General features: G+C 69.7%; 18 protein-coding genes and 1 pseudogene. 10 read left to right on the top strand and 9 right to left on the bottom strand.

Annotated elements, in window-relative coordinates; all coding sequences use genetic code 11:
* Nucleotides 1-43 precede the first annotated feature (43 nt).
* Together MVF96_RS09055 and rfbD are read right to left on the bottom strand one after the other, a co-directional pair.
* Nucleotides 44-921 (bottom strand): annotated as a pseudogene (locus MVF96_RS09055) (glycosyltransferase family 2 protein).
* A 5-nt stretch (nt 922-926) separates the two neighbouring features.
* Entirely contained in the window at nt 927-1877 is a 951-nt protein-coding gene (gene rfbD, locus MVF96_RS09050; RefSeq protein WP_247451885.1) for a dTDP-4-dehydrorhamnose reductase, read from the bottom strand.
* Between the two features lie 593 nt (nt 1878-2470).
* Between rfbD and MVF96_RS09045 the strand changes: the two genes are divergently transcribed.
* Genes MVF96_RS09045 through MVF96_RS09030 form a run of 4 tightly spaced genes read left to right on the top strand, consistent with a single transcriptional unit; the run spans nt 2471 to nt 6174 of the window.
* On the top strand, nt 2471-4222 hold the full coding sequence (locus MVF96_RS09045; protein WP_418930428.1) for an LCP family protein: 1752 nt from the start codon (nt 2471-2473) through the stop codon (nt 4220-4222).
* Complete coding sequence (locus MVF96_RS09040) at nt 4210-4926, top strand: TIGR03089 family protein (protein WP_247451883.1); 717 nt, start codon at nt 4210-4212, stop codon at nt 4924-4926. The genes MVF96_RS09045 and MVF96_RS09040 overlap by 13 nt, the downstream gene beginning before the upstream one ends.
* A gap of 38 nt (nt 4927-4964) precedes the next feature.
* The gene (locus MVF96_RS09035; RefSeq protein WP_247451882.1) at nt 4965-5339 is read left to right on the top strand and encodes a nitroreductase family deazaflavin-dependent oxidoreductase; all 375 of its coding nucleotides are present in this window, start codon (nt 4965-4967) and stop codon (nt 5337-5339) included.
* Nucleotides 5340-5343: 4 nt separating this feature from the next.
* Nucleotides 5344-6174, top strand: a complete 831-nt coding sequence (locus tag MVF96_RS09030) for a dienelactone hydrolase family protein (RefSeq protein ID WP_159370541.1) — start codon at nt 5344-5346, stop codon at nt 6172-6174.
* Nucleotides 6175-6186: 12 nt separating this feature from the next.
* Here the strand turns inward: MVF96_RS09030 and purE are convergent, their stop codons facing one another.
* Nucleotides 6187-6699: a 5-(carboxyamino)imidazole ribonucleotide mutase gene (gene purE, locus MVF96_RS09025; RefSeq protein ID WP_055475043.1), complete on the bottom strand. Its 513-nt coding sequence runs from the start codon at nt 6697-6699 to the stop codon at nt 6187-6189.
* Complete coding sequence (locus MVF96_RS09020) at nt 6696-7892, bottom strand: 5-(carboxyamino)imidazole ribonucleotide synthase (protein WP_171011628.1); 1197 nt, start codon at nt 7890-7892, stop codon at nt 6696-6698. The genes purE and MVF96_RS09020 overlap by 4 nt, the downstream gene beginning before the upstream one ends.
* A gap of 182 nt (nt 7893-8074) precedes the next feature.
* Here MVF96_RS09020 and MVF96_RS09015 point away from each other — a divergent pair, with 182 nt between their 5' ends.
* Nucleotides 8075-8635: a GtrA family protein gene (locus tag MVF96_RS09015; RefSeq protein ID WP_197282748.1), complete on the top strand. Its 561-nt coding sequence runs from the start codon at nt 8075-8077 to the stop codon at nt 8633-8635.
* Here MVF96_RS09015 and MVF96_RS09010 read toward each other — a convergent pair.
* The 3 genes from MVF96_RS09010 to MVF96_RS09000 are packed head-to-tail and all read right to left on the bottom strand — an operon-like array spanning nt 8607 to nt 11302.
* Nucleotides 8607-10004 carry a sensor histidine kinase gene (locus MVF96_RS09010; RefSeq protein ID WP_247451881.1) on the bottom strand — a complete coding sequence of 466 codons (1398 nt, stop codon included), beginning with the start codon at nt 10002-10004 and terminating at the stop codon, nt 8607-8609. The two genes, MVF96_RS09015 and MVF96_RS09010, sit on opposite strands and share 29 nt — an antisense overlap.
* A 7-nt stretch (nt 10005-10011) precedes the next feature.
* Nucleotides 10012-10686, bottom strand: coding sequence for a response regulator transcription factor (locus tag MVF96_RS09005; RefSeq protein WP_247451880.1), 675 nt, complete (start codon nt 10684-10686; stop codon nt 10012-10014).
* A complete protein-coding gene (locus MVF96_RS09000; protein WP_247451879.1) occupies nt 10616-11302 on the bottom strand; it encodes a PH domain-containing protein in 687 nt (228 codons plus the stop codon). Before MVF96_RS09000 ends, MVF96_RS09005 begins: the two co-directional genes overlap by 71 nt.
* 144 nt (nt 11303-11446) lie before the next feature.
* Between MVF96_RS09000 and MVF96_RS08995 the strand changes: the two genes are divergently transcribed.
* Nucleotides 11447-12067 (top strand): hypothetical protein, encoded by a 621-nt coding sequence (locus MVF96_RS08995; protein ID WP_247451878.1) that lies wholly within the window; start codon nt 11447-11449, stop codon nt 12065-12067.
* Between the two features lie 35 nt (nt 12068-12102).
* Here the strand turns inward: MVF96_RS08995 and MVF96_RS08990 are convergent, their stop codons facing one another.
* Complete coding sequence (locus tag MVF96_RS08990; RefSeq protein WP_247451877.1) at nt 12103-12894, bottom strand: biotin--[acetyl-CoA-carboxylase] ligase; 792 nt, start codon at nt 12892-12894, stop codon at nt 12103-12105.
* Between the two features lie 158 nt (nt 12895-13052).
* Between MVF96_RS08990 and MVF96_RS08985 the strand changes: the two genes are divergently transcribed.
* Genes MVF96_RS08985 through MVF96_RS08975 form a run of 3 tightly spaced genes read left to right on the top strand, consistent with a single transcriptional unit; the run spans nt 13053 to nt 15603 of the window.
* Nucleotides 13053-14681 (top strand): acyl-CoA carboxylase subunit beta, encoded by a 1629-nt coding sequence (locus tag MVF96_RS08985; RefSeq protein WP_058252695.1) that lies wholly within the window; start codon nt 13053-13055, stop codon nt 14679-14681.
* A 32-nt stretch (nt 14682-14713) separates the two neighbouring features.
* Complete coding sequence (locus tag MVF96_RS08980) at nt 14714-14932, top strand: acyl-CoA carboxylase subunit epsilon (RefSeq protein ID WP_171011626.1); 219 nt, start codon at nt 14714-14716, stop codon at nt 14930-14932.
* Nucleotides 14933-14934: 2 nt separating this feature from the next.
* The gene (locus MVF96_RS08975; RefSeq protein WP_211538119.1) at nt 14935-15603 is read left to right on the top strand and encodes a Maf family protein; all 669 of its coding nucleotides are present in this window, start codon (nt 14935-14937) and stop codon (nt 15601-15603) included.
* Between the two features lie 25 nt (nt 15604-15628).
* On the opposite strand, the gene MVF96_RS08970 is transcribed toward MVF96_RS08975, so the two are convergent.
* Nucleotides 15629-16612 (bottom strand): neutral zinc metallopeptidase, encoded by a 984-nt coding sequence (locus MVF96_RS08970; protein ID WP_247451876.1) that lies wholly within the window; start codon nt 16610-16612, stop codon nt 15629-15631.
* A gap of 152 nt (nt 16613-16764) precedes the next feature.
* On the opposite strand from MVF96_RS08970, the gene MVF96_RS08965 reads away from it, so the two are divergent.
* Nucleotides 16765-17661: a sulfurtransferase gene (locus tag MVF96_RS08965; RefSeq protein WP_055475116.1), complete on the top strand. Its 897-nt coding sequence runs from the start codon at nt 16765-16767 to the stop codon at nt 17659-17661.
* Nucleotides 17662-17672 lie beyond the last annotated feature (11 nt).

Genomic DNA, 17672 nt, shown 5'->3' with positions numbered 1-17672 from the left:
GGATCGGGTCCTTCCTCGAGGTGACTGGTGTTCACTTCAGCATTCATCGGGAGTTCTCGCTCGCCGACGCGCGTCGCGCCGCGCGCACGGCGAGCCGGGATCGGACCTCCAGGCCGATGCGCAACGCCAGGCGCAGCGGCGCCCGCCACGGTCCCGGATTGCGGTCGGCCTGGAACCGGTAGGCACTGCGGTGGTGGGCGGGCAGCATCTTCTCCGGATGCCGACCGGCGCTGTGCCCCTTGGTGTGCACGACCTCCGCGCTCGGCACATAGACGTTCTGCCACCCGGCCTTGCCAGGCGGTCGCCGAGATCGACGTCCTCCATGTACATGAAGTAGCGGGCGTCGAAGCCGCCGATGGCGTCGAAGGCCTCGCGCCGCACGAGCAGGCAGGAGCCCGACAGCCACCCCACCGGACGTTCCGACGGTGTCTCGTCGTCCGCGCGGTAGGCCGCGGTCCACGGATTGGACTTCCACACCGTGCCGAGGATCGCGTGTCCGGTGCCCGACACGAGGTCGGGAACGCGCCGCGCCGAGGGGTAGATCGAGCCGTCGGGTTCGCGGATCAGCGGCCCGAGCGAACCCGCTCGCGGCCAGCGCTGCGCGGCGGCCATCAGCTCGTCGATGGCACCGGGCTTCCATTCGACATCCGGATTGGAGATGAGCACGAACTCGACATCCGGGTCGAGCTCGGCGACACCGCGGTTCATCGCACCGCCGTAGCCGATGTTGCCGCCGGTGCGGACCAGCGTGACCGTGTCGTACTCCTGTTCGGCCCGTTCGGGCGCGCCGTCGTCGGACCCGTTGTCGGCGATGATGACCTGCGGCATGACGTCGGTGACGGCGTCGAGGCTGCGCAGGAAGGTCACGAGGTGATCGCCGGAGAAATAGGTCACCGTCACCACGGCTGGCTGAACTGGCACGCCGCTCAGGGTAACGAACCGGGGTCGGCGTCCGACGCGGCGATCGCCGCGTGCAGCGCGGGTCGCCACGGCCGGAGCGGGGTGAGGCCGGCGGCCTCCCAGGAGTGGCCGGAGAGCACCGAGAACGCCGGCCGCGGGGCCGGGCGCGGGAAGTCGGCGGTCGTCGTGGGCAGGACCCGGTCGGGCTGCGCCCCGACCTCTTCGAAGACCCCGCGGGCGACGTCGAACCAGGTGGCGGTGCCCGAGTTCGTCGCATGCAGAACCGCGCCACACACGTCTTCGCGCGGGCCCGCGACGACGAGTTCCCAGAGCCCGTCGGCGAGGTCGTACGAGTAGGTCGGGGACCCGAGCTGGTCGTCGACGACCGACACCGTCTCCCGCGACTGTTCGAGCCGCCGCATCGTGCCGACGAAGTCGCGGCTGTCGGGTCCGCCGGTGTAGACCCATGCCGTCCGCACGACGGTGGCCCGCGGGTCCGCCGACAGCGCGGCGCGTTCGCCGTCGAGCTTGGTGCGGCCGTACACGGTCGCGGGCGTTCCGCTCACGTCGTCGGGTTCGTATCCGTTCCGCTCGACCGGCCGGGAACCCTCCGCGGCGGCCCCGGGGAACACGTAGTCGGTCGACACGTGCACGAACCACGCGCCGGCGTCGGCGGTCCGGCGCGCGAGCACCTCGGGCCCGGTGGTGTTGACCCGCCGCGAGCCTTCCGAGTCGGCCTCGGCTCCGTCGACGTCGGTGTAGGCCGCGCAGTTCACCACGATGTCGTCGGGGCCGAGGTCGCCCAGTGCGGCGGCCACCGAGGTCGGGTCGGCGATGTCGACGTCGGCTGAGGTGAGCGGCCGCACGACGACGTCGGGAACCTCGCTCGACCGTGCTTGCAGGGCAGTCCCCAGCTGCCCGCCGGCGCCGACGATGTACACGGTGGGGTTGCTCGGCGTCACACGCATGAGCACCATCGTGCCGGAGTCCGGCGGTACCCACGCGACGACGCGCTCGCCGGAACACGTGACGACGGCTACTCACACGACCGGCGTTGCGTTCTCGAATTCGCGAATCACTTCAGTAGCCTGGCGACAGCACACAACAGCCGACCCGCCTTGCACATCAGCATCGACATCCTCAGGCGTAACGCTCGCCGCGTCGACCCCGGACCCGATGTGCCGACCTCGAAAGGGACCGCTCACCAGTGGATTCACCATCCGACGGCCCGCGTCGGCGCGCGCAGCCGCGCCGTCCGGCACGGCCGGGTCCCGACGGGCGTCAGCCGATGCCCGGCGATCGGCGCGCCCCGGAGCCCGGTGCGCGCAGGCGCCCGGCCCGGCCCCCGTACGACGGTGGACCAGATGGACGCGAATCCCCGCGGCGCGCGGCACCGCTCCCCGGTGAACCGGGCAATCCCCCACCCCGAGCGCGACGCCAGCCCCCGCCGGACCCGCGACGTCGCGCTGCCGATCCACGCGAACCCCGCGACCCCCGGCGTCGGCCGGCCGCCGACCCCCGCAACTCCGAACGTCGCGCCCCCGGCGGTCGACGAGCCACGCCAGAAGCCGTGGAACCCACCCCGACCCGGCAGCGCCGCCCCGGCGAGCCGCGGCCCGTCCGACGCACCTCCGGCGAGATCCACACCCGCCCGGCCCCGGCCGCGAAGCGGACGTCCGAGCGGAAGCCGGGCGACCCCAAGACGAGCCCGCGGAAGCCGACCGCACGTCAGTCCACCGACCCGAAGCCGACCGGACCCAAGCAGACCGGACCGAAATCGGCCGGACCGAAGCAGACCGGACCGAAGTCCGGCGACCGGCGCACGGCGGCGACGTCGTCGACACCGGAACCACCGTCGAAGCCGCCGGCGGACAGCCGACGCAAAGGTGCCCGCACCCCGGGGGCCGGCTGGGGTCGTGCGCTCATCGCGGTCGCCTCGGTGGCGGTGCTGTTGTGCACCGGATACGCCTGGAACACCATGTCGGATCTGCAGACCCGCATCACCCAGCTCGGCGGACTCGATCTCGGCGGTGGCGCCGAAGACGGGGCCGTCGACATCCTCCTCGTGGGCACCGATTCGCGGACCGACGCCAAGGGCAATCCGCTGTCGCCGGAGGAACTCCGACTCCTGCGGTCGGGAGACGAGGTGGCGACCAACACCGACACCATCCTGCTGATCCGCATCCCCGACGACGGCTCGTCGGCGACCGCGATCTCGATCCCCCGCGACTCGTATGTCGACGTGCCCGGTGTCGGGATGAGCAAGATCAACGCCGCCTACGGCACGACGCGCGAAACCGTTCGCGCGCAAGCGGTCACCGATGGCAAGTCGGAGGGCGAGGCCGAGTCCGAGGGCACCCTGGCGGGCCGGAAGGCGTTGGTGGACACCGTCGCCAACCTGACCGGCGTGCAGGTCGACCACTACGCGGAGGTGGGCCTGCTGGGGTTCGTGCTGCTGACGAACGCGGCCGGCGGCATCGACGTCTGCTTGAACAACGCGGTCCGGGATCCCTTCACGGGCGCGCGGTTCCGCGCCGGCCGTCAGACTCTCGACGGGCCCAAGGCGCTCAGCTTCGTGCGCCAGCGCCACGGCCTCCCCCGCGGCGATCTCGACCGCATCACCCGTCAGCAGGCGTTCATGGCGTCGCTGACGCAGAAGATCATTTCGGCGAACACCCTGACCGATCCGGGCAAGCTGTCGGAGCTGCAGGACGCGGTGTCGCGGTCGGTGGTCATCGACGACGACTGGGACATCATCCGGTTCGCCGAACAGTTGAAGGACCTCAGCGGCGGCCGGGTGAAGTTCGCGACCATCCCGATCGTGACCGAGCAGGGCTGGAGCGAGGACGGTCAGCAGAGCGTCGTCCAGGTGGACCCGCGCGAGGTCCAGGCCTTCACCGGTGACCTGCTGGCACCGAAGCAGACGCAGGGCATCCAGCGCGGCGACTACACGGTCGACGTGGTCAACGCCGGCACCATCGACGGGCTCGCCTCGAACGTCGCGAACATCTTGACCAACAAGGGTTTCCGGGTCGGAGCCACCTCCAGCGGCAAGGCCGACACGAAGGACTCGATCGTGTACGCCAAGGACGAGAGCGACGCCGCTCGACTTCTCGCCAAGGATCTCGGCGGCGCCGAGGTCGTCGCCGATCCCGCCCTCGGCGACGATCAGCTGAAGGTGGTGCTCACCAACACCTACGCCGGTCCGGGCTCGATCAGCGACACCGGCGACCAGACCGACAACACCCCGGCGAGCGAGCGCGTCGGCAACAAGCGCCCGCCGATCACCGCGGGCAACGAGGGGCCGATGTGCGTGAACTGACTCCGAACACTGTCACCGACGCGATCTTCGCCGCGGTCACCGATCATTCGCGTCCGCTGCTGACCTACTACGACGATTCGACCGGTGAGCGCACCGAACTGTCGGGCGCCACGCTGGGCAACTGGGCGGCGAAGACCGCGAACTATCTGGTCGACGAGATCGGCATCATCGACGGCGCCTTCGTCGGGGTCGATCTCCCGGAACACTGGCAGACGGCCGGCATCCTGTTGGGCGCGCTCTGGGCGGGCGCCGAGGTGCATTTCGACACCCCCGACGACGGGATGGTCCTGTTCACCAGCCGCGACCGCCTCGACAGTTATCCCGACGTCGACGAGGTCGTGGTCGCCTCGCTCGATCCGTTCGCGTTGCCGCTGCGCGATCTGCCGCCCGGTGTCGGTGACTACGGCAGCGTCGTCCGGGTCCACGGAGATCAGTACTCGTCCCGCTACCCGGTATCGGCAACTCTCGAGGGCGCCCCCATCGACGAGGTGCTCGACGACGCCCGGGCGACGGCCGAGCGCGAGGGAATCGGACCGGGCGCCCGCGTGGTGTCCACCCGGCCGTGGTACTCCGGCGACCGGGTGATCGCCCACCTCCTGGCACCTCTGCTGGCGGGCGGCAGCCTCGTCCACGTCTCCGCGGCCTCACCGGAACGGCTCGCGGCGATCGCCGAGATGGAAAAGGCCACCCTGATCCTGTCGTGAACCCCGCGGGCACGCCGCCGATCGGGCACAGTGGGGACATGCGAATCCCCCGCGCGGTGGCCCGGCTGAACAAGCGAGTGACCAACCCCATCCAGCGACAATGGGCGCCCCGACTGGCTCCGTACGCGATGGTCGAGCACGTCGGACGCAAGTCCGGCAGGCACTACTCCATCCCGGTGATGGCGTGGGTCGACGGCGATCGGCTCACCATTATCCTCACGTACGGGCGGCACACCGACTGGGTCCGCAATGTGCAGGCCGCCGGGACCTTCGGCCTGATCCGCAAGAACCGGCACTACCGGGTGACCGGTCCGCGGGTGGTGCCGTCGGACTCGCCGGACATCGCCCGGGGTGCCCGCATCCCGGCGCGACTCTTCGACTCCGCACTCCTCGGCACAATGCACGCGGCGTGATCTGATGGCCGACGACCCGCTCGACGACTTCGACGCCGAGGACGTGACCCTGTACGGGACCACCCGCCGAGTGCATCGCCTCGGTAGTGGTCCCGCCGTCATCGTCATCGCCGAGATGCCGGGGATCAGCCCCAAGGTCGCCGACGTCGCGCGCCGAGTGGCCGGGGCGGGCGCCACCGCGGTGCTGCCGTCGCTGTTCGGCGTCGACGGCCGTGATCCTCGCCCGGACAACCTCGGCGCGGTCGGCTCGGCGACGAACATGCTCGGCACCATCGCCCGGGCCTGCATCACCCGCGAGTTCACGATCCTGGCCACCGGCAAGACGTCACCGGTCGCGTCGTGGCTGCGGGCGTTGGCCGCCCGCGAACACGACCGGTGCGGCGGCCCCGGGGTCGGTGCCGTCGGGATGTGTTTCACCGGCGGGTTCGCACTCGCGATGGCCACCGACGAGCGGATGCTCGCCCCGGTGCTGTCCCAGCCCTCATTGCCGTTCGCGGTGTTGCCGGGACGCGCGCGGGCCATCGACGTGAGCGAGTCGGATCTCGCTCTGGTGCAGGCGCGGTGCGCACGCGGCCTCGAGGTGATGGGTCTGCGTTTCCAGGGCGACCGTCTGGTGCCGGGAGCCCGATTCGCGTATCTCCGGGAGATCCTCGGCGACGCCTTCATCGGCATCGAGCTACCCGACGAGTCCGCGAACCCGGATTCGATGCTGCCGCGGCCACATTCGGTGCTCACCGAGGACCTCCGCGACGAGCCCGGGCAGCCCACCCGCGAGGCCTACGATCGGGTCATCGACTTCTTCACCGCGAAGCTCGGCCTGCAGCCGACGATCTGATCGGCGGAAGTGCTACTCCCCCAACAGTTCCTGCTGGAGTGCCGCGTCCTTGTCGAGAACCATCTGTTCGAGCCCCTGCTGGAATTCGACCATCCGGGCGCGCAGGTCGGCGTCGGCCGCGGCGAGGATCCGGACCGCGAGGAGCCCGGCGTTGCGCGCACCCCCGACCGACACCGTGGCCACCGGGACCCCGGCGGGCATCTGCACGATCGACAGCAGCGAATCCAGTCCGTCGAGATGCCGCAGCGGGACCGGTACCCCGATCACCGGCAGCGGGGTCGCCGACGCGACCATGCCCGGAAGATGCGCGGCGCCACCGGCGCCCGCGATGATCACCTCGATGCCGTGGCCTGCCGCGCCGGCCGCATAGTCGAGCATGCGCTGCGGCGTGCGGTGAGCCGAGACGACACCCACCTGGAACGGCACGTCGAACTCGGCGAGGGCCTCGGCGGCCGCCTTCATCGTCGGCCAGTCCGAATCACTGCCCATGATCAGGCCCACCCGCGGGCCGTGCGTCTCACTCATGAATGTTCATCCCATCCGTCGGTCCACGTCGCCCGCGACATCCACTGGGCCGCGCGTTCGGCACGCTCCCGTACCGACTCCGGCGAATCCCCTTCGCGCCCGACGATGTTCACATGCCCGATCTTGCGATCGGGTCGCTCGCCCTTGCCGTAGAGATGCACCTTGGCCTCGGGCATCCGGGCCATGAGGTGGTGCAGCCGCTCGTCCATCGACATCGCCGGTGCGTCCGCCGCACCGAGGATGTTGGCCATCACCGTCACCGGCGCACTCGGTGCCGTGCTGCCCAGCGGATAGTCGAGGACGGCGCGCAGGTGCTGCTCGAACTGCGAGGTCACCGCGCCGTCCATCGTCCAGTGCCCGCTGTTGTGCGGACGCATCGCCAGCTCGTTGACGACCAGCTCGCCGTCGACGGTCTCGAAGAGTTCCATCGCCATCACACCGACCACACCGAGCTCGTCGGCCAGCCGCAACGCCATCTGCTGTGCCTGCGCGGCGACCTCGTCGTCGAGCCCGGGAGCCGGTGCCAGGACGACCGCGCACTGCCCGTGGCGCTGGATGGTCTCGACCACCGGCCACGCCCCACCCTGACCGAACGGCGACCGCGCGATCATCGCCGACAACTCTCGTCGCATCGGCACCTTCTGTTCGGCGAGCAGCGCCGGTGCGTCGTCGGGGTACTCGTCGAAGACCGCGAGAGCGTCGTCCGCGCCGTCGACGAGCCACACCCCGCGGCCGTCGTAACCGCCGCGGACCGCCTTGACGACGATGGCCCAGTCGTTGGCCTCGCCGAACTCGATCAGACGAGACCGGGCCGCGGCCCGGTCCCCGGACAGGTCGGCGAAGTCGGGCACGGGCAGTCCGAGCTCGGCCAGCCGGACCCGCATGGCGAGCTTGTCCTGCGCGAAATGCAGCGCCTTCGACGGCGGCAGCACCGCGACGCCGTCGGCTTCGAGTGCCTGCAGGTGCGCCAGCGGGACGCCCTCGTGGTCGAAGGTCACCGCGACCGACCCGGACGCGGCGCGCCGCAGATCGTCGAGGTCGTCGTGCGACCCCAGGACGATGTCGGCGCTCACCTGGGCGGCCGGATCGGATTCCGAGGCCGCCAGTACCCGCAGGCACTGGCCCAGGGCGATGGCGGCCTGGTGGGTCATCCGAGCGAGTTGGCCGCCGCCGATCATCGTCACGGTCGGCATCCCCGACGCCCGGCCGCCCGGGCGCCCCGATTCAGGGACCGGCGGCACCTGCGACGACGGGGACACGGCCCCGCCGACCTGCTCGCGTGAATTCACGCGCACCATCGTGGCATGTATGCGGCATCATTCGCACAACCGCCCGGCACGTGTCCCGGCGGTTTCGTTTCGTACACTCGGATCTTGTGCCATTGATCGACGAGATGATCGCCCGCCTCCCAGCGCCGGTCCGTCGGCTCGTGATGCGGCACCACGAACTGATCAAGTTCGCGATGGTCGGCGGGACCACCTTCGTCTTCGACCTCGCCATCTTCTACAGCCTGAGCCTCACGGTCCTGGAGACCAAGCCGGTCATCGCCAAGGTCATCGCCGGCGTCCTGGCCACCATCCTGAGCTACATCCTCAATCGCGAGTGGGCGTTCAAGAACCGCGGCGGCCGCGAACGTCACCACGAGGCGATGCTGTTCTTCGCCATCAGCGGTATCGGCGTCATCCTCCAGGCCGCTCCACTGTTCGTCGCCAACAACATCTTCGACATGCGCTCCAACCTGAGCGTGTCCGAGATCGTGGTCATCGACTTCGTGCTCGGCTACATCATCGGCAACCTCATGCAGATGGCGTTCCGGTTCTGGGCACTGCGCAAGTTCGCCTTCCCCGAAGAACAGTTGCGCGGCGGGGACGCCGGATCGACCGACCTGCACCCCTCGCTCGCCGAGCTCAACGATGAGGAACTCGGTCACGCCTGACGCCCGATCGCGGGGACCGGCCGGAGTTCTCGTCGATCTCGTCGGCGAGTTCGGAGTCGCCCCGGTCGGTGCCGAGCTGATCGCGTCCGGTGACGAGCCGCGCGGGCACGACGATCGCGAACACCGGCGGTCGCCGGACGGTCAGTTCGAGTCGGCCACCGTCGGATTCGATCAATGCCCGCGCGAGTGACAGGCCGACCCCGCTCCGGCCCGCGCCGGGCCGTCGCCCGGCCGAGAAACCCCGACGGAAGATGTGTGCGGCGATCTCGTCGGCGACCCCGTCACCCTCGTCGGCGACGGTGATGCGCACCAGATCTCCCGCGGGCAGGGTGCCGACGTGGATCCGGCAGGTCCCGCGGCCGTGCTGCAGGGCGTTGTCGACCAGCACACTGACCGCCTCCCGGAGACGACCCGGGTTCGCGGTCAGCGCGTGCGGGACGCCGTCGAAGGTCGCCAGCAGTTCGCGGCCCCTCGCCTCGAAGGCGTGCCGGAAATCCCCGACCAGCGTCGTCAGCATGTCCGACACGTCGACGAACTCGGGCGCGGGTTCGTCGGCCCGGGACGCCTCGACCAGCTCGTCGAGTTCGGCGGCGAGCCGCTCGATCTGATCGAGGGCGGCCTCGGCCTCGGTGACGACCGCGGGGTCATCGTGCAGGGAGAGTTCCTCCAGGCGCAGCTGGATCGCGGTGAGGCGGCTGCGCAGCTGATGGGAGGCGTCACCGGCGACCTCTCGCTCGCGCTCGAGGCGCAGGGCGAGTTCGGCGTTCGCGTCGGCCAGTGCACGCGACACCCGATCGAGTTCGGCGATGCCGTACATCTTCCACTGGGTCCGGAAGTCGCCCCGGCCCATGGTCGCGGCCCGATCGGCGAGATCGGTCAGCGGATCGACGATCCGACCCGCGGTGACCGCGGCGACCAGCGTGCCGCCGATGACGGATGCGACGACGATGACGGCCACGATCGACGCGGCGGTGAACTGGTCGTTGCGCACCTCGTCGCGCGGGATGGACAGGGTCAGCGTCCCGGCTGCGCCGAGCGCGATGGACTCCGAGAGCCGGGGCTCGCTGATGTCCGCCCCGACCACCGTGCGCTGCAGGGTGCCGGTGAGGTCGGGGAAGGTGACGATCAGGCTGCCGTTCGGCGGCAGCAGCAGCTGGAACGCCTCACGGTCGAGGGACTCCGGCGGGATCCGGCCGTCGGCCCCCTCCTGCCGGATCAGCTGGTCTGCGATGACCTTCAGCCGATTGTCGAGGTCCTGATGCGCGTTGTCGGCGACCCACCACCACGCGACGACACTCAGCGGGATGCCCAGCAGCCCACCGACCGCCAGCAGGACGGCGATCATGGTCGTGAGCAGGCGACGGCGCATGAGACGACTAGGGGTCGAACCGGAATCCGACGCCGCGCACGGTCACGATGTGGCGGGGACGGTCGTGGCGGTCGTCGCCGATCTTCCGGCGCAGCCACGAGATGTGCATGTCCAGGGTCTTCGACGACCGCAGGTCGGCCGAACCCCACACCTCGGTGAGGATCTCCTCGCGCGTCACCACCTCGCCCGCGCGTTCCATGAGGAAGCGCAGCAGGTCGAACTCGCGGTTGGCCAGGGTGAGGTCGTGTCCGTTCACCAGGACGCGGCGTGCCCGCGCGTCCAGGCGTAGGGTACCGCCCTCGAGGACGACGTCGCCGGGCTGGCGGCGCCGCAGCAGCGCGCGCACGCGCGCGAGGAGTTCTGCGAGCCGGAAGGGTTTGCCCACATAGTCGTCCGCACCGGCGTCGAGGCCGACCACGAAATCCACCTCGTCGGTGCGTGCGGTCAGCATCAGCACCGCGAGCGCGGGTCGCTGGGCCCGTACCCGCCGGCACACCTCCAGACCGTCGAGCACCGGTAGCCCGAGGTCGAGGATGAGCAGTTCATAGCGGGTGTCGAGGGCTTTCTCCAGGGCATCCGCCCCGGTCGAGACCACATCGCAGCCGTAACCCTCACGCGACAGCGCCCGCGCGAGCGGTTCGGCGATCGCGGCGTCGTCCTCGGCGAGCAGCACGGTCGTCATCGGTCGCGGACCCCCGGTTCTCCGCCCGGTCACCGGGGTGCACGGGACCGTCGGCGGGCTGGTCGTGGGAATCGCGCCGGTGTCCATCCCACGGATGATCGTCGTCGTCGTGGACGTCGAGCACCTCGTGGTAAAGCAGCGCGTGCACCCTCTCCACCTGCGGGATGTCGTCGAAGGACAGCGGTTCGTCGGAGGCCGACTCGATGACCAGCGTGCCGGTGCGCAACATCCGGTCGACGAGGCCGTGCCGGAACTCGACGGTGTTGATCCGGCGGATCGGGATGTCGATGCCCGACCGGGTGATGATTCCGTTGCGGAACATCACCCGCCGGTCGGTGAGCACGAAATGCGTTGTCTTCCAATACATCAGCGGGCGGACGAAGTACCAGCAGAAGCCGATGGCCCAGACCGCCGCGACCGCGATGAGCAGCACGGTCTGCGGCGTCGACCGCAACCCCGACGACGTGATGACGCCGAGGAGTACGCCGGCGGCGGCGGTGAGGAGCCCGAACAACAGGAACGGCCCGAGCAGGCATTTCCAGTGCGGGTGCCGATGGAGGACGACGCGTTCCCCCGACGCCAGATTCTCCCGCGGATAGGCCATGCGGCTCAGCATAAACGGCCGGGTGCCGCAGTAGACTGCCAATCACGCCGACCGCCGCCGTCCTCGTGCCGTGAGCATGCCAGGGCCCTGACACCAGATCCGACCGACACCAGATCCGACCATCGGCTTTCACGACCGGTCGGGGAGGAGAACGCCATGAGCTACCAGGATCCCCGCGACCCGCGGACCGCGCGCTACGAGTCCGGTTACACACCCGAGTCGCGTGCCTACAGCAGCCAGAACGACCCGTATGCGCGCGATCCGTACGCGGCCGATCAATATGCGGGGGATCCGTACGGGGGCCAGGGCGCCTACGGCCGGCCCGGCCAACCCGCCACGCCCCGTCGTGGCCCGGACATCAACCCCGTCACGTTCGCCGGCGGTGTGGTCATGACCGGCGTGGTGACCGGTCTCGCGGCATGGCTCGTCGCCTGGATCATCTCCGCATTCGTGGAGAAGGTGAACGAGTCGGGCAAGTTCGGCGTGTGGAACCCGGTCGCCGCCAGCGAGCTCTGGTTCGGCGTCGTCGGCTTCCTGTGCGCGCTCGCCGCGGGTGCGCTCTGGTACGTGCTGCACCTGGTCACGCCGTCACCCGATCAGTTCTACCGGTGGATCGTCGGCCTGCTGCTGGTGGCGGCCGTGCTGATCCCGATCCTGACCTACAACCAGATCTCGGTGGGCATCGAGACCGCGATCGTGCATCTGGTGATCGGTCTGCCCTCGCTGACGATTATCCCGGCGATGGCCGGCAAGAGCGTCCAGCGCCCCGCCGGCTGAGCCGGCGAGGAGCGGAGCGACGAGCCGAGTCGAAGTCACTCCGGCCGCAGGTGGGTGACGTCCCCCGCGGCGGCCACCACCTGCTCACCGTCGGCGTCGACGACGATCCGGCCGGAGGAGTCGACACCGGTCGCGGTGCCGACGACCTCACGATCGCCGGGCAGGACCAGCCGTACGCGACGGCCGATGGTGTCACTGTCATCGCGGTACCGCGCCGCGAGGCCGTCCAGGTCGTGCGGCCACAGGTCGAGCAGCTCGGAGAGCGCCCGCAGGTACGACGCGGCGAGCTCGGTCAGCGGGACGTCGCGGCCGGTGGCGAGCCGGAGCGAGGTGGCGGTCGGGACCGGCAGCTGCTCCTCCGCCATCGTGGTGTTGAGCCCGGTGCCGATCACCGCGACGCCTCCCGGGCCACCTGCGGCATGCTCGCTGCGGGTGTATTCCGAGAGGATGCCCGCGACCTTCTTGCCGTCGATCAGCACGTCGTTCGGCCATTTGAGCGTCGGACGGATCCCCATCGCGTCGTCGACACCCTGCACGGCGGCGAGTCCGGCCAGCAGCGACAGCCAGCCCAGGTCCTCGGTGTGGTCGGCGACGTCGAGCGCGGCCGACATGGCCAGCTGCGTGCCGGCCGGCGCGGTCCAGGTGCGGGCGTGGCGGCCACGTCCGGCGGTCTGGTCGGTGGTGATCCGCACGGTGCCCCCGACGGATTCGCCGGCGGCGCGCGACACGAGGTCGGCGTTGGTCGAACCGGTCGCCTCGACCACCTCGATCCGGTGCCAGCGGGTGCCGGTGAGACGGGTGCGGAGCAGATCGGCGTCGAGACTCATACCTGACGAAACTACTGGCCGCCGCCTCCGCACGAACGGATACCACCGGTTTCACGGTCGACCCGAGTGCCCACCGACCGATCGCTCGTAAACCTGAGGGATATCTCACGTTGATCCGGTTGACGTGGCTCACACTCGGGTAGTTAGCATCGTCAGTCATGACCACTGCTTCGCGCGACGACGCCGCCGCTCCCGACATCCACACGACGGCGGGAAAGCTCGCCGATCTGCGCAATCGTCTCGAGGAGACCAAGCATCCGGTGGGTGAGGCCGCCGTCGAGAAGACCCACGCCAAGGGCAAGCTCACCGCGCGGGAACGGATCACCCACCTGCTCGACGAGGGGTCCTTCGTCGAACTCGACGCCCTCGCCCGGCACCGCAGCACCAACTTCGGACTCGCCGAGCGCCGCCCGCTCGGTGACGGCGTCGTCTCGGGTTACGGCACCATCGACGGTCGCGAGGTCTGCGTCTTCTCGCAGGATTCGACGGTCTTCGGCGGCAGCCTCGGCGAGGTCTACGGCGAGAAGATCGTCAAGGTCATGGACCTCGCGATCAAGACCGGTCGCCCCCTGATCGGCATCAACGACGGCGCCGGGGCCCGCATCCAGGAGGGCGTGGTCTCGCTCGGCCTCTACGGCGAGATCTTCCACCGCAACGTGCGTGCTTCCGGTGTCATCCCGCAGATCTCGCTGATCATGGGCGCCGCGGCCGGCGGTCACGTGTACTCCCCCGCGCTCACCGACTTCGTGGTCATGGTCGACCAGACCAGCCAGATGTTCATCACCGGTCCGGACGTCATCAAGACGGTCACCGGCGAAGAGGTGACGATGGAGGAGCTCGGCGGTGCCCACACGCACATGTCGAAGTCGGGCACCGCGCACTACGTCGCCTCCGACGAAGAGGACGCCCTGGAGTACGTCAAGGAACTCCTGAGCTACCTGCCGAGCAACAACCGCGCCGATGCCCCGCGTCTGCCCGTCGCGCAGCCGGCCGCCGGTTCCATCGAGGACACCCTCACCGAAGAGGACCTCGAGCTCGACACGCTGATCCCGGATTCGCCGAACCAGCCCTACGACATGCACGAGGTCATCCGTCGCATCCTCGACGACGACGAGTTCCTCGAGGTGCAGGCCGAGTACGCGACCAACATCATCGTCGGCTACGGCCGGGTGGACGGTCGCAGCGTCGGCATCGTCGCCAACCAGCCGACGCAGTTCGCCGGCTGCCTCGACATCGACGCCTCGGAGAAGGCCGCCCGGTTCGTGCGCACCTGCGATGCCTTCAACATCCCCATCGTCACCCTGGTCGACGTCCCGGGCTTCCTTCCCGGCACCGATCAGGAGTACCGCGGCATCATCCGTCGCGGTGCGAAGCTGCTCTACGCCTACGGCGAGGCGACGGTCGGCAAGATCACCGTCATCACCCGGAAGGCCTACGGCGGCGCGTACGACGTCATGGGCTCCAAGCACATGGGTGCCGACGTGAACCTGGCGTGGCCCACCGCCCAGATCGCCGTCATGGGCGCCTCGGGTGCGGTCGGGTTCGTGTATCGCAGCCAGCTCAAGGACGCGGCCGCCAAGGGCGAGGACGTCGACGCACTGCGTCTGCAGCTGCAGGAGGAGTACGAGGACACCCTCGTCAACCCGTATGTCGCGGCCGCCCGCGGATACGTGGACGCGGTGATCCCGCCGAGCCACACCCGCGGTCAGATCGCCACCGCGCTCAAGCTGCTCGAGCGCAAGATGGTCAACCTGCCGCCGAAGAAGCACGGCAACATCCCCCTGTGACACCAGCGGTCAGTTCCGAGAGCGAGAATTCCGTGAGCGAAGACTCCACGAAGTCCGAGCGTCCGTTCCTTACGGTCGTCGGCGGCAATCCGACCGACGAGGACCTCGCCGTGCTGGTGACCGTCCTCGCCGGTGCCGGTTCGGGCGGCGGTTCGGCCGAGCCCGAGACCCGGAACGACTGGGGCCACCCGATCGACCGGCTGCGTCCGCAGTGGGGCGGTCCGGGAAGCTTCACCAACCTGCGTTACTGACGATGACATCCGAATCCGAGATCGGGCCGGGTACTCCCGGCCCGATCTTCGTACTCGGTTCGGCCTCCCCTGCCCGGCTCCGCATCCTTCGGGCGGCAGGCGTCGAGCCGGTCGTGCGGGTGTCGGATGTCGACGAGGATGCGCTCCTCGCCGCGATCCCCGATTCCACACCGGCCGGTGTGGTGGTCGCCGAACTCGCCCGCGCGAAGGCGGAAGCCGTTGCGGCACTTCCGGAGATCGCCGAACTCGCCGGGTCCGGCAGCGCCGTGGCCGTCATCGGCTGCGACTCGATGCTCCATCTAGGCGGCCGGCTGCTCGGCAAACCGCACACCCCCGAACGCGCCGTCGCGCAGTGGTCGGAGATGGGCGGTCGTAGCGCGGACCTGCTGACCGGCCATCACCTGATCCGCCTCGACCGGCCCGCGACCGCCGGCGGGACGAGCTCCACCACGATCCATTTCGCCGCCGCCGACGACCACGTCATCGAGCGGTATGTCGCCAGCGGTGAACCTCTACAGGTGGCCGGCGCATTCACCCTCGACGGTCTGGGTGGCTGGCTGGTCGAGCGCATCGAGGGCGACCCGTCGTCGGTCATCGGTATCGGCCTGCCGCTGGTCCGCACCCTCCTGGCCGACGTCGGGCTCTCGGTCACCGACTTCTGGCGCCACTGACGACGACCCGCTCCCTGAGGTGGCCCTACTCCACCTCGAAGAATTCCGGCCAGTACCGCTCGATGCAGTCGACCGGCTGACCCTGGCGGTTGAACTGCGGGCCGGTCAGTCCGACCGTCAACGCCACCGCACGTTCGCGCGCCGAGCCGTGTCCGGAGGCGCCGCCGGTGTCGCCGATGATCGGCAGCAGCGTCGCGACCTGAAGGATCTCCCGCGCGCCGAGCGCATCACGCTGGTAGGCGGTCGCACCCCAGTTCGCGGCCAGGCAGTCGGCGATGAGCTCGCTGTTCTTGCCGGCCGGGAGACGGCTGTCGGGGATGTCGAACGCCTCGGCCATCCGGAACACGACGTTGTGGCCGTATTCGTGAGCGACCACGATCGCCGCGGTGAAGTCGCCGACGATCGGCGATGGCACCCCGAAGACGTTGCCGTCCCAGATGGCCGCGAAGGTGTCGACCGGGAGCACGATGCTGCCCTCGGTCGGGGTGCCCTCTCCGTTCGGTTCGGTGTCCACTCCACAGAAGAACGCGTTGGCCTCGTCGGACGGGATCGGTACCGGGTTCGAATCCTCTTCGCCGGCAATGCACTCCGTGGCGAAGGAGGTGCCGGACTCGATCAGCACCCGTCCCGGTGCCGGGTCGCCCCAGCCCAGTTCGTCGAACCACCCACCCCATGTCTGGTCGAGGTCATCGAGGAGCGTGGTCAGGTAGTCGGGCACCGCGGTGTCCACGTTGGCCGGAGTGACCCCGCTGGTCATGAGTTCCGCGGTCGGCGTCGGCAACTTCGGGCAGTCGTCGGGCCGGCACTGCGCCGCGTCGGCGTCGCCGGTCGGGTCCGGTGAGCGCGACGGCGTCGGACTCGGTGCGCTGCTCGTCGACGCGGACGACGGACGGGGCTCCCCGGAATCCTCGGACGGGATGAGTGCGCATCCGCTTCCGACAGTCAGTGTCACCACGGCGGCCAGAGCGACCGCCCACCGCATCGCGAGGGGCCCGCGTCGATCGATCATTCGGCGAACGTAGCAGGCGGGACCTGCTTCACCTGGGGTTTGTCGTCTGATCGAAGCACGGTCCGGCCGATGCCCTACGCTTTATCAGCGGGACCGCAGATGGTCCGCGCGTGATCCACGCGGAACGTCCGAACAGCGAGCTGGAGAGCACCGTGAGCGTTGACACCGACCCGAATCCGGCCTTCGCCGACTACGCCCACCCCGAGCGGCTGGTGACGACCCAGTGGCTGTCGGCGCATCTCGGCGCCAAAGGACTCAAGATCATCGAGTCCGACGAGGATGTGCTGCTCTACGACATCGGCCACATCCCGACCGCTCAGAAGATCGACTGGCACCTGCATCTCAACGACCCGGTCACGCGCGACTACATCAACGGCGAGCAGTTCGCGGAACTGATGCGCAGCAAGGGAATCGAACGCGACGACACTGTCGTGATCTACGGCGACAAGAGCAACTGGTGGGCCGCCTACGCGCTGTGGGTCTTCACCTTGTTCGGCCACGAGGACGTCCGCCTGCTCGACGGTGGCCGCGACGCCTGGATGGCGGAGGACCGTGACACCTCCTTCGACGTCCCCGATTACCCGCGGTCGGACTACCCGGTGGTCGAGCGCGACGACGCCAAGATCCGCGCGTTCGCGCCGCAGGTCCTGGAGGCCCTGGGCACCGAGCCCCTCGTCGACGTCCGTTCCCCGCAGGAGTACACCGGCGAGCGCACGCACATGCCGGACTACCCGGAGGAGGGCGCGCTGCGCGGCGGGCACATCCCGACCGCCATCTCGATCCCGTGGGCGAAGTCCGCCGCCCCCGACGGCCGTTTCCGCAGCCGCGCCGAACTCGACGAGATCTACGCCGGGCTCGACCCGAAGACGCCCACGATCGCCTACTGCCGCATCGGTGAGCGGTCGAGCCACACCTGGTTCGTGCTGACACATCTGCTGGGGCACACCGCGGTCCGCAACTACGACGGATCGTGGACCGAGTGGGGCAACGCGGTGCGCGTGCCGATCGCCGTCGGCGAGGAGCCGGGCGCCGTTCCCGGCACCGAGTGAACCCGACCGCA

This window comes from Gordonia hongkongensis (assembly GCF_023078355.1).
Lineage (GTDB): Bacteria > Actinomycetota > Actinomycetes > Mycobacteriales > Mycobacteriaceae > Gordonia > Gordonia hongkongensis.
Note: the sequence above shows the minus strand (reverse complement) of the source record. Positions and strands in the feature narration are given on the sequence as shown.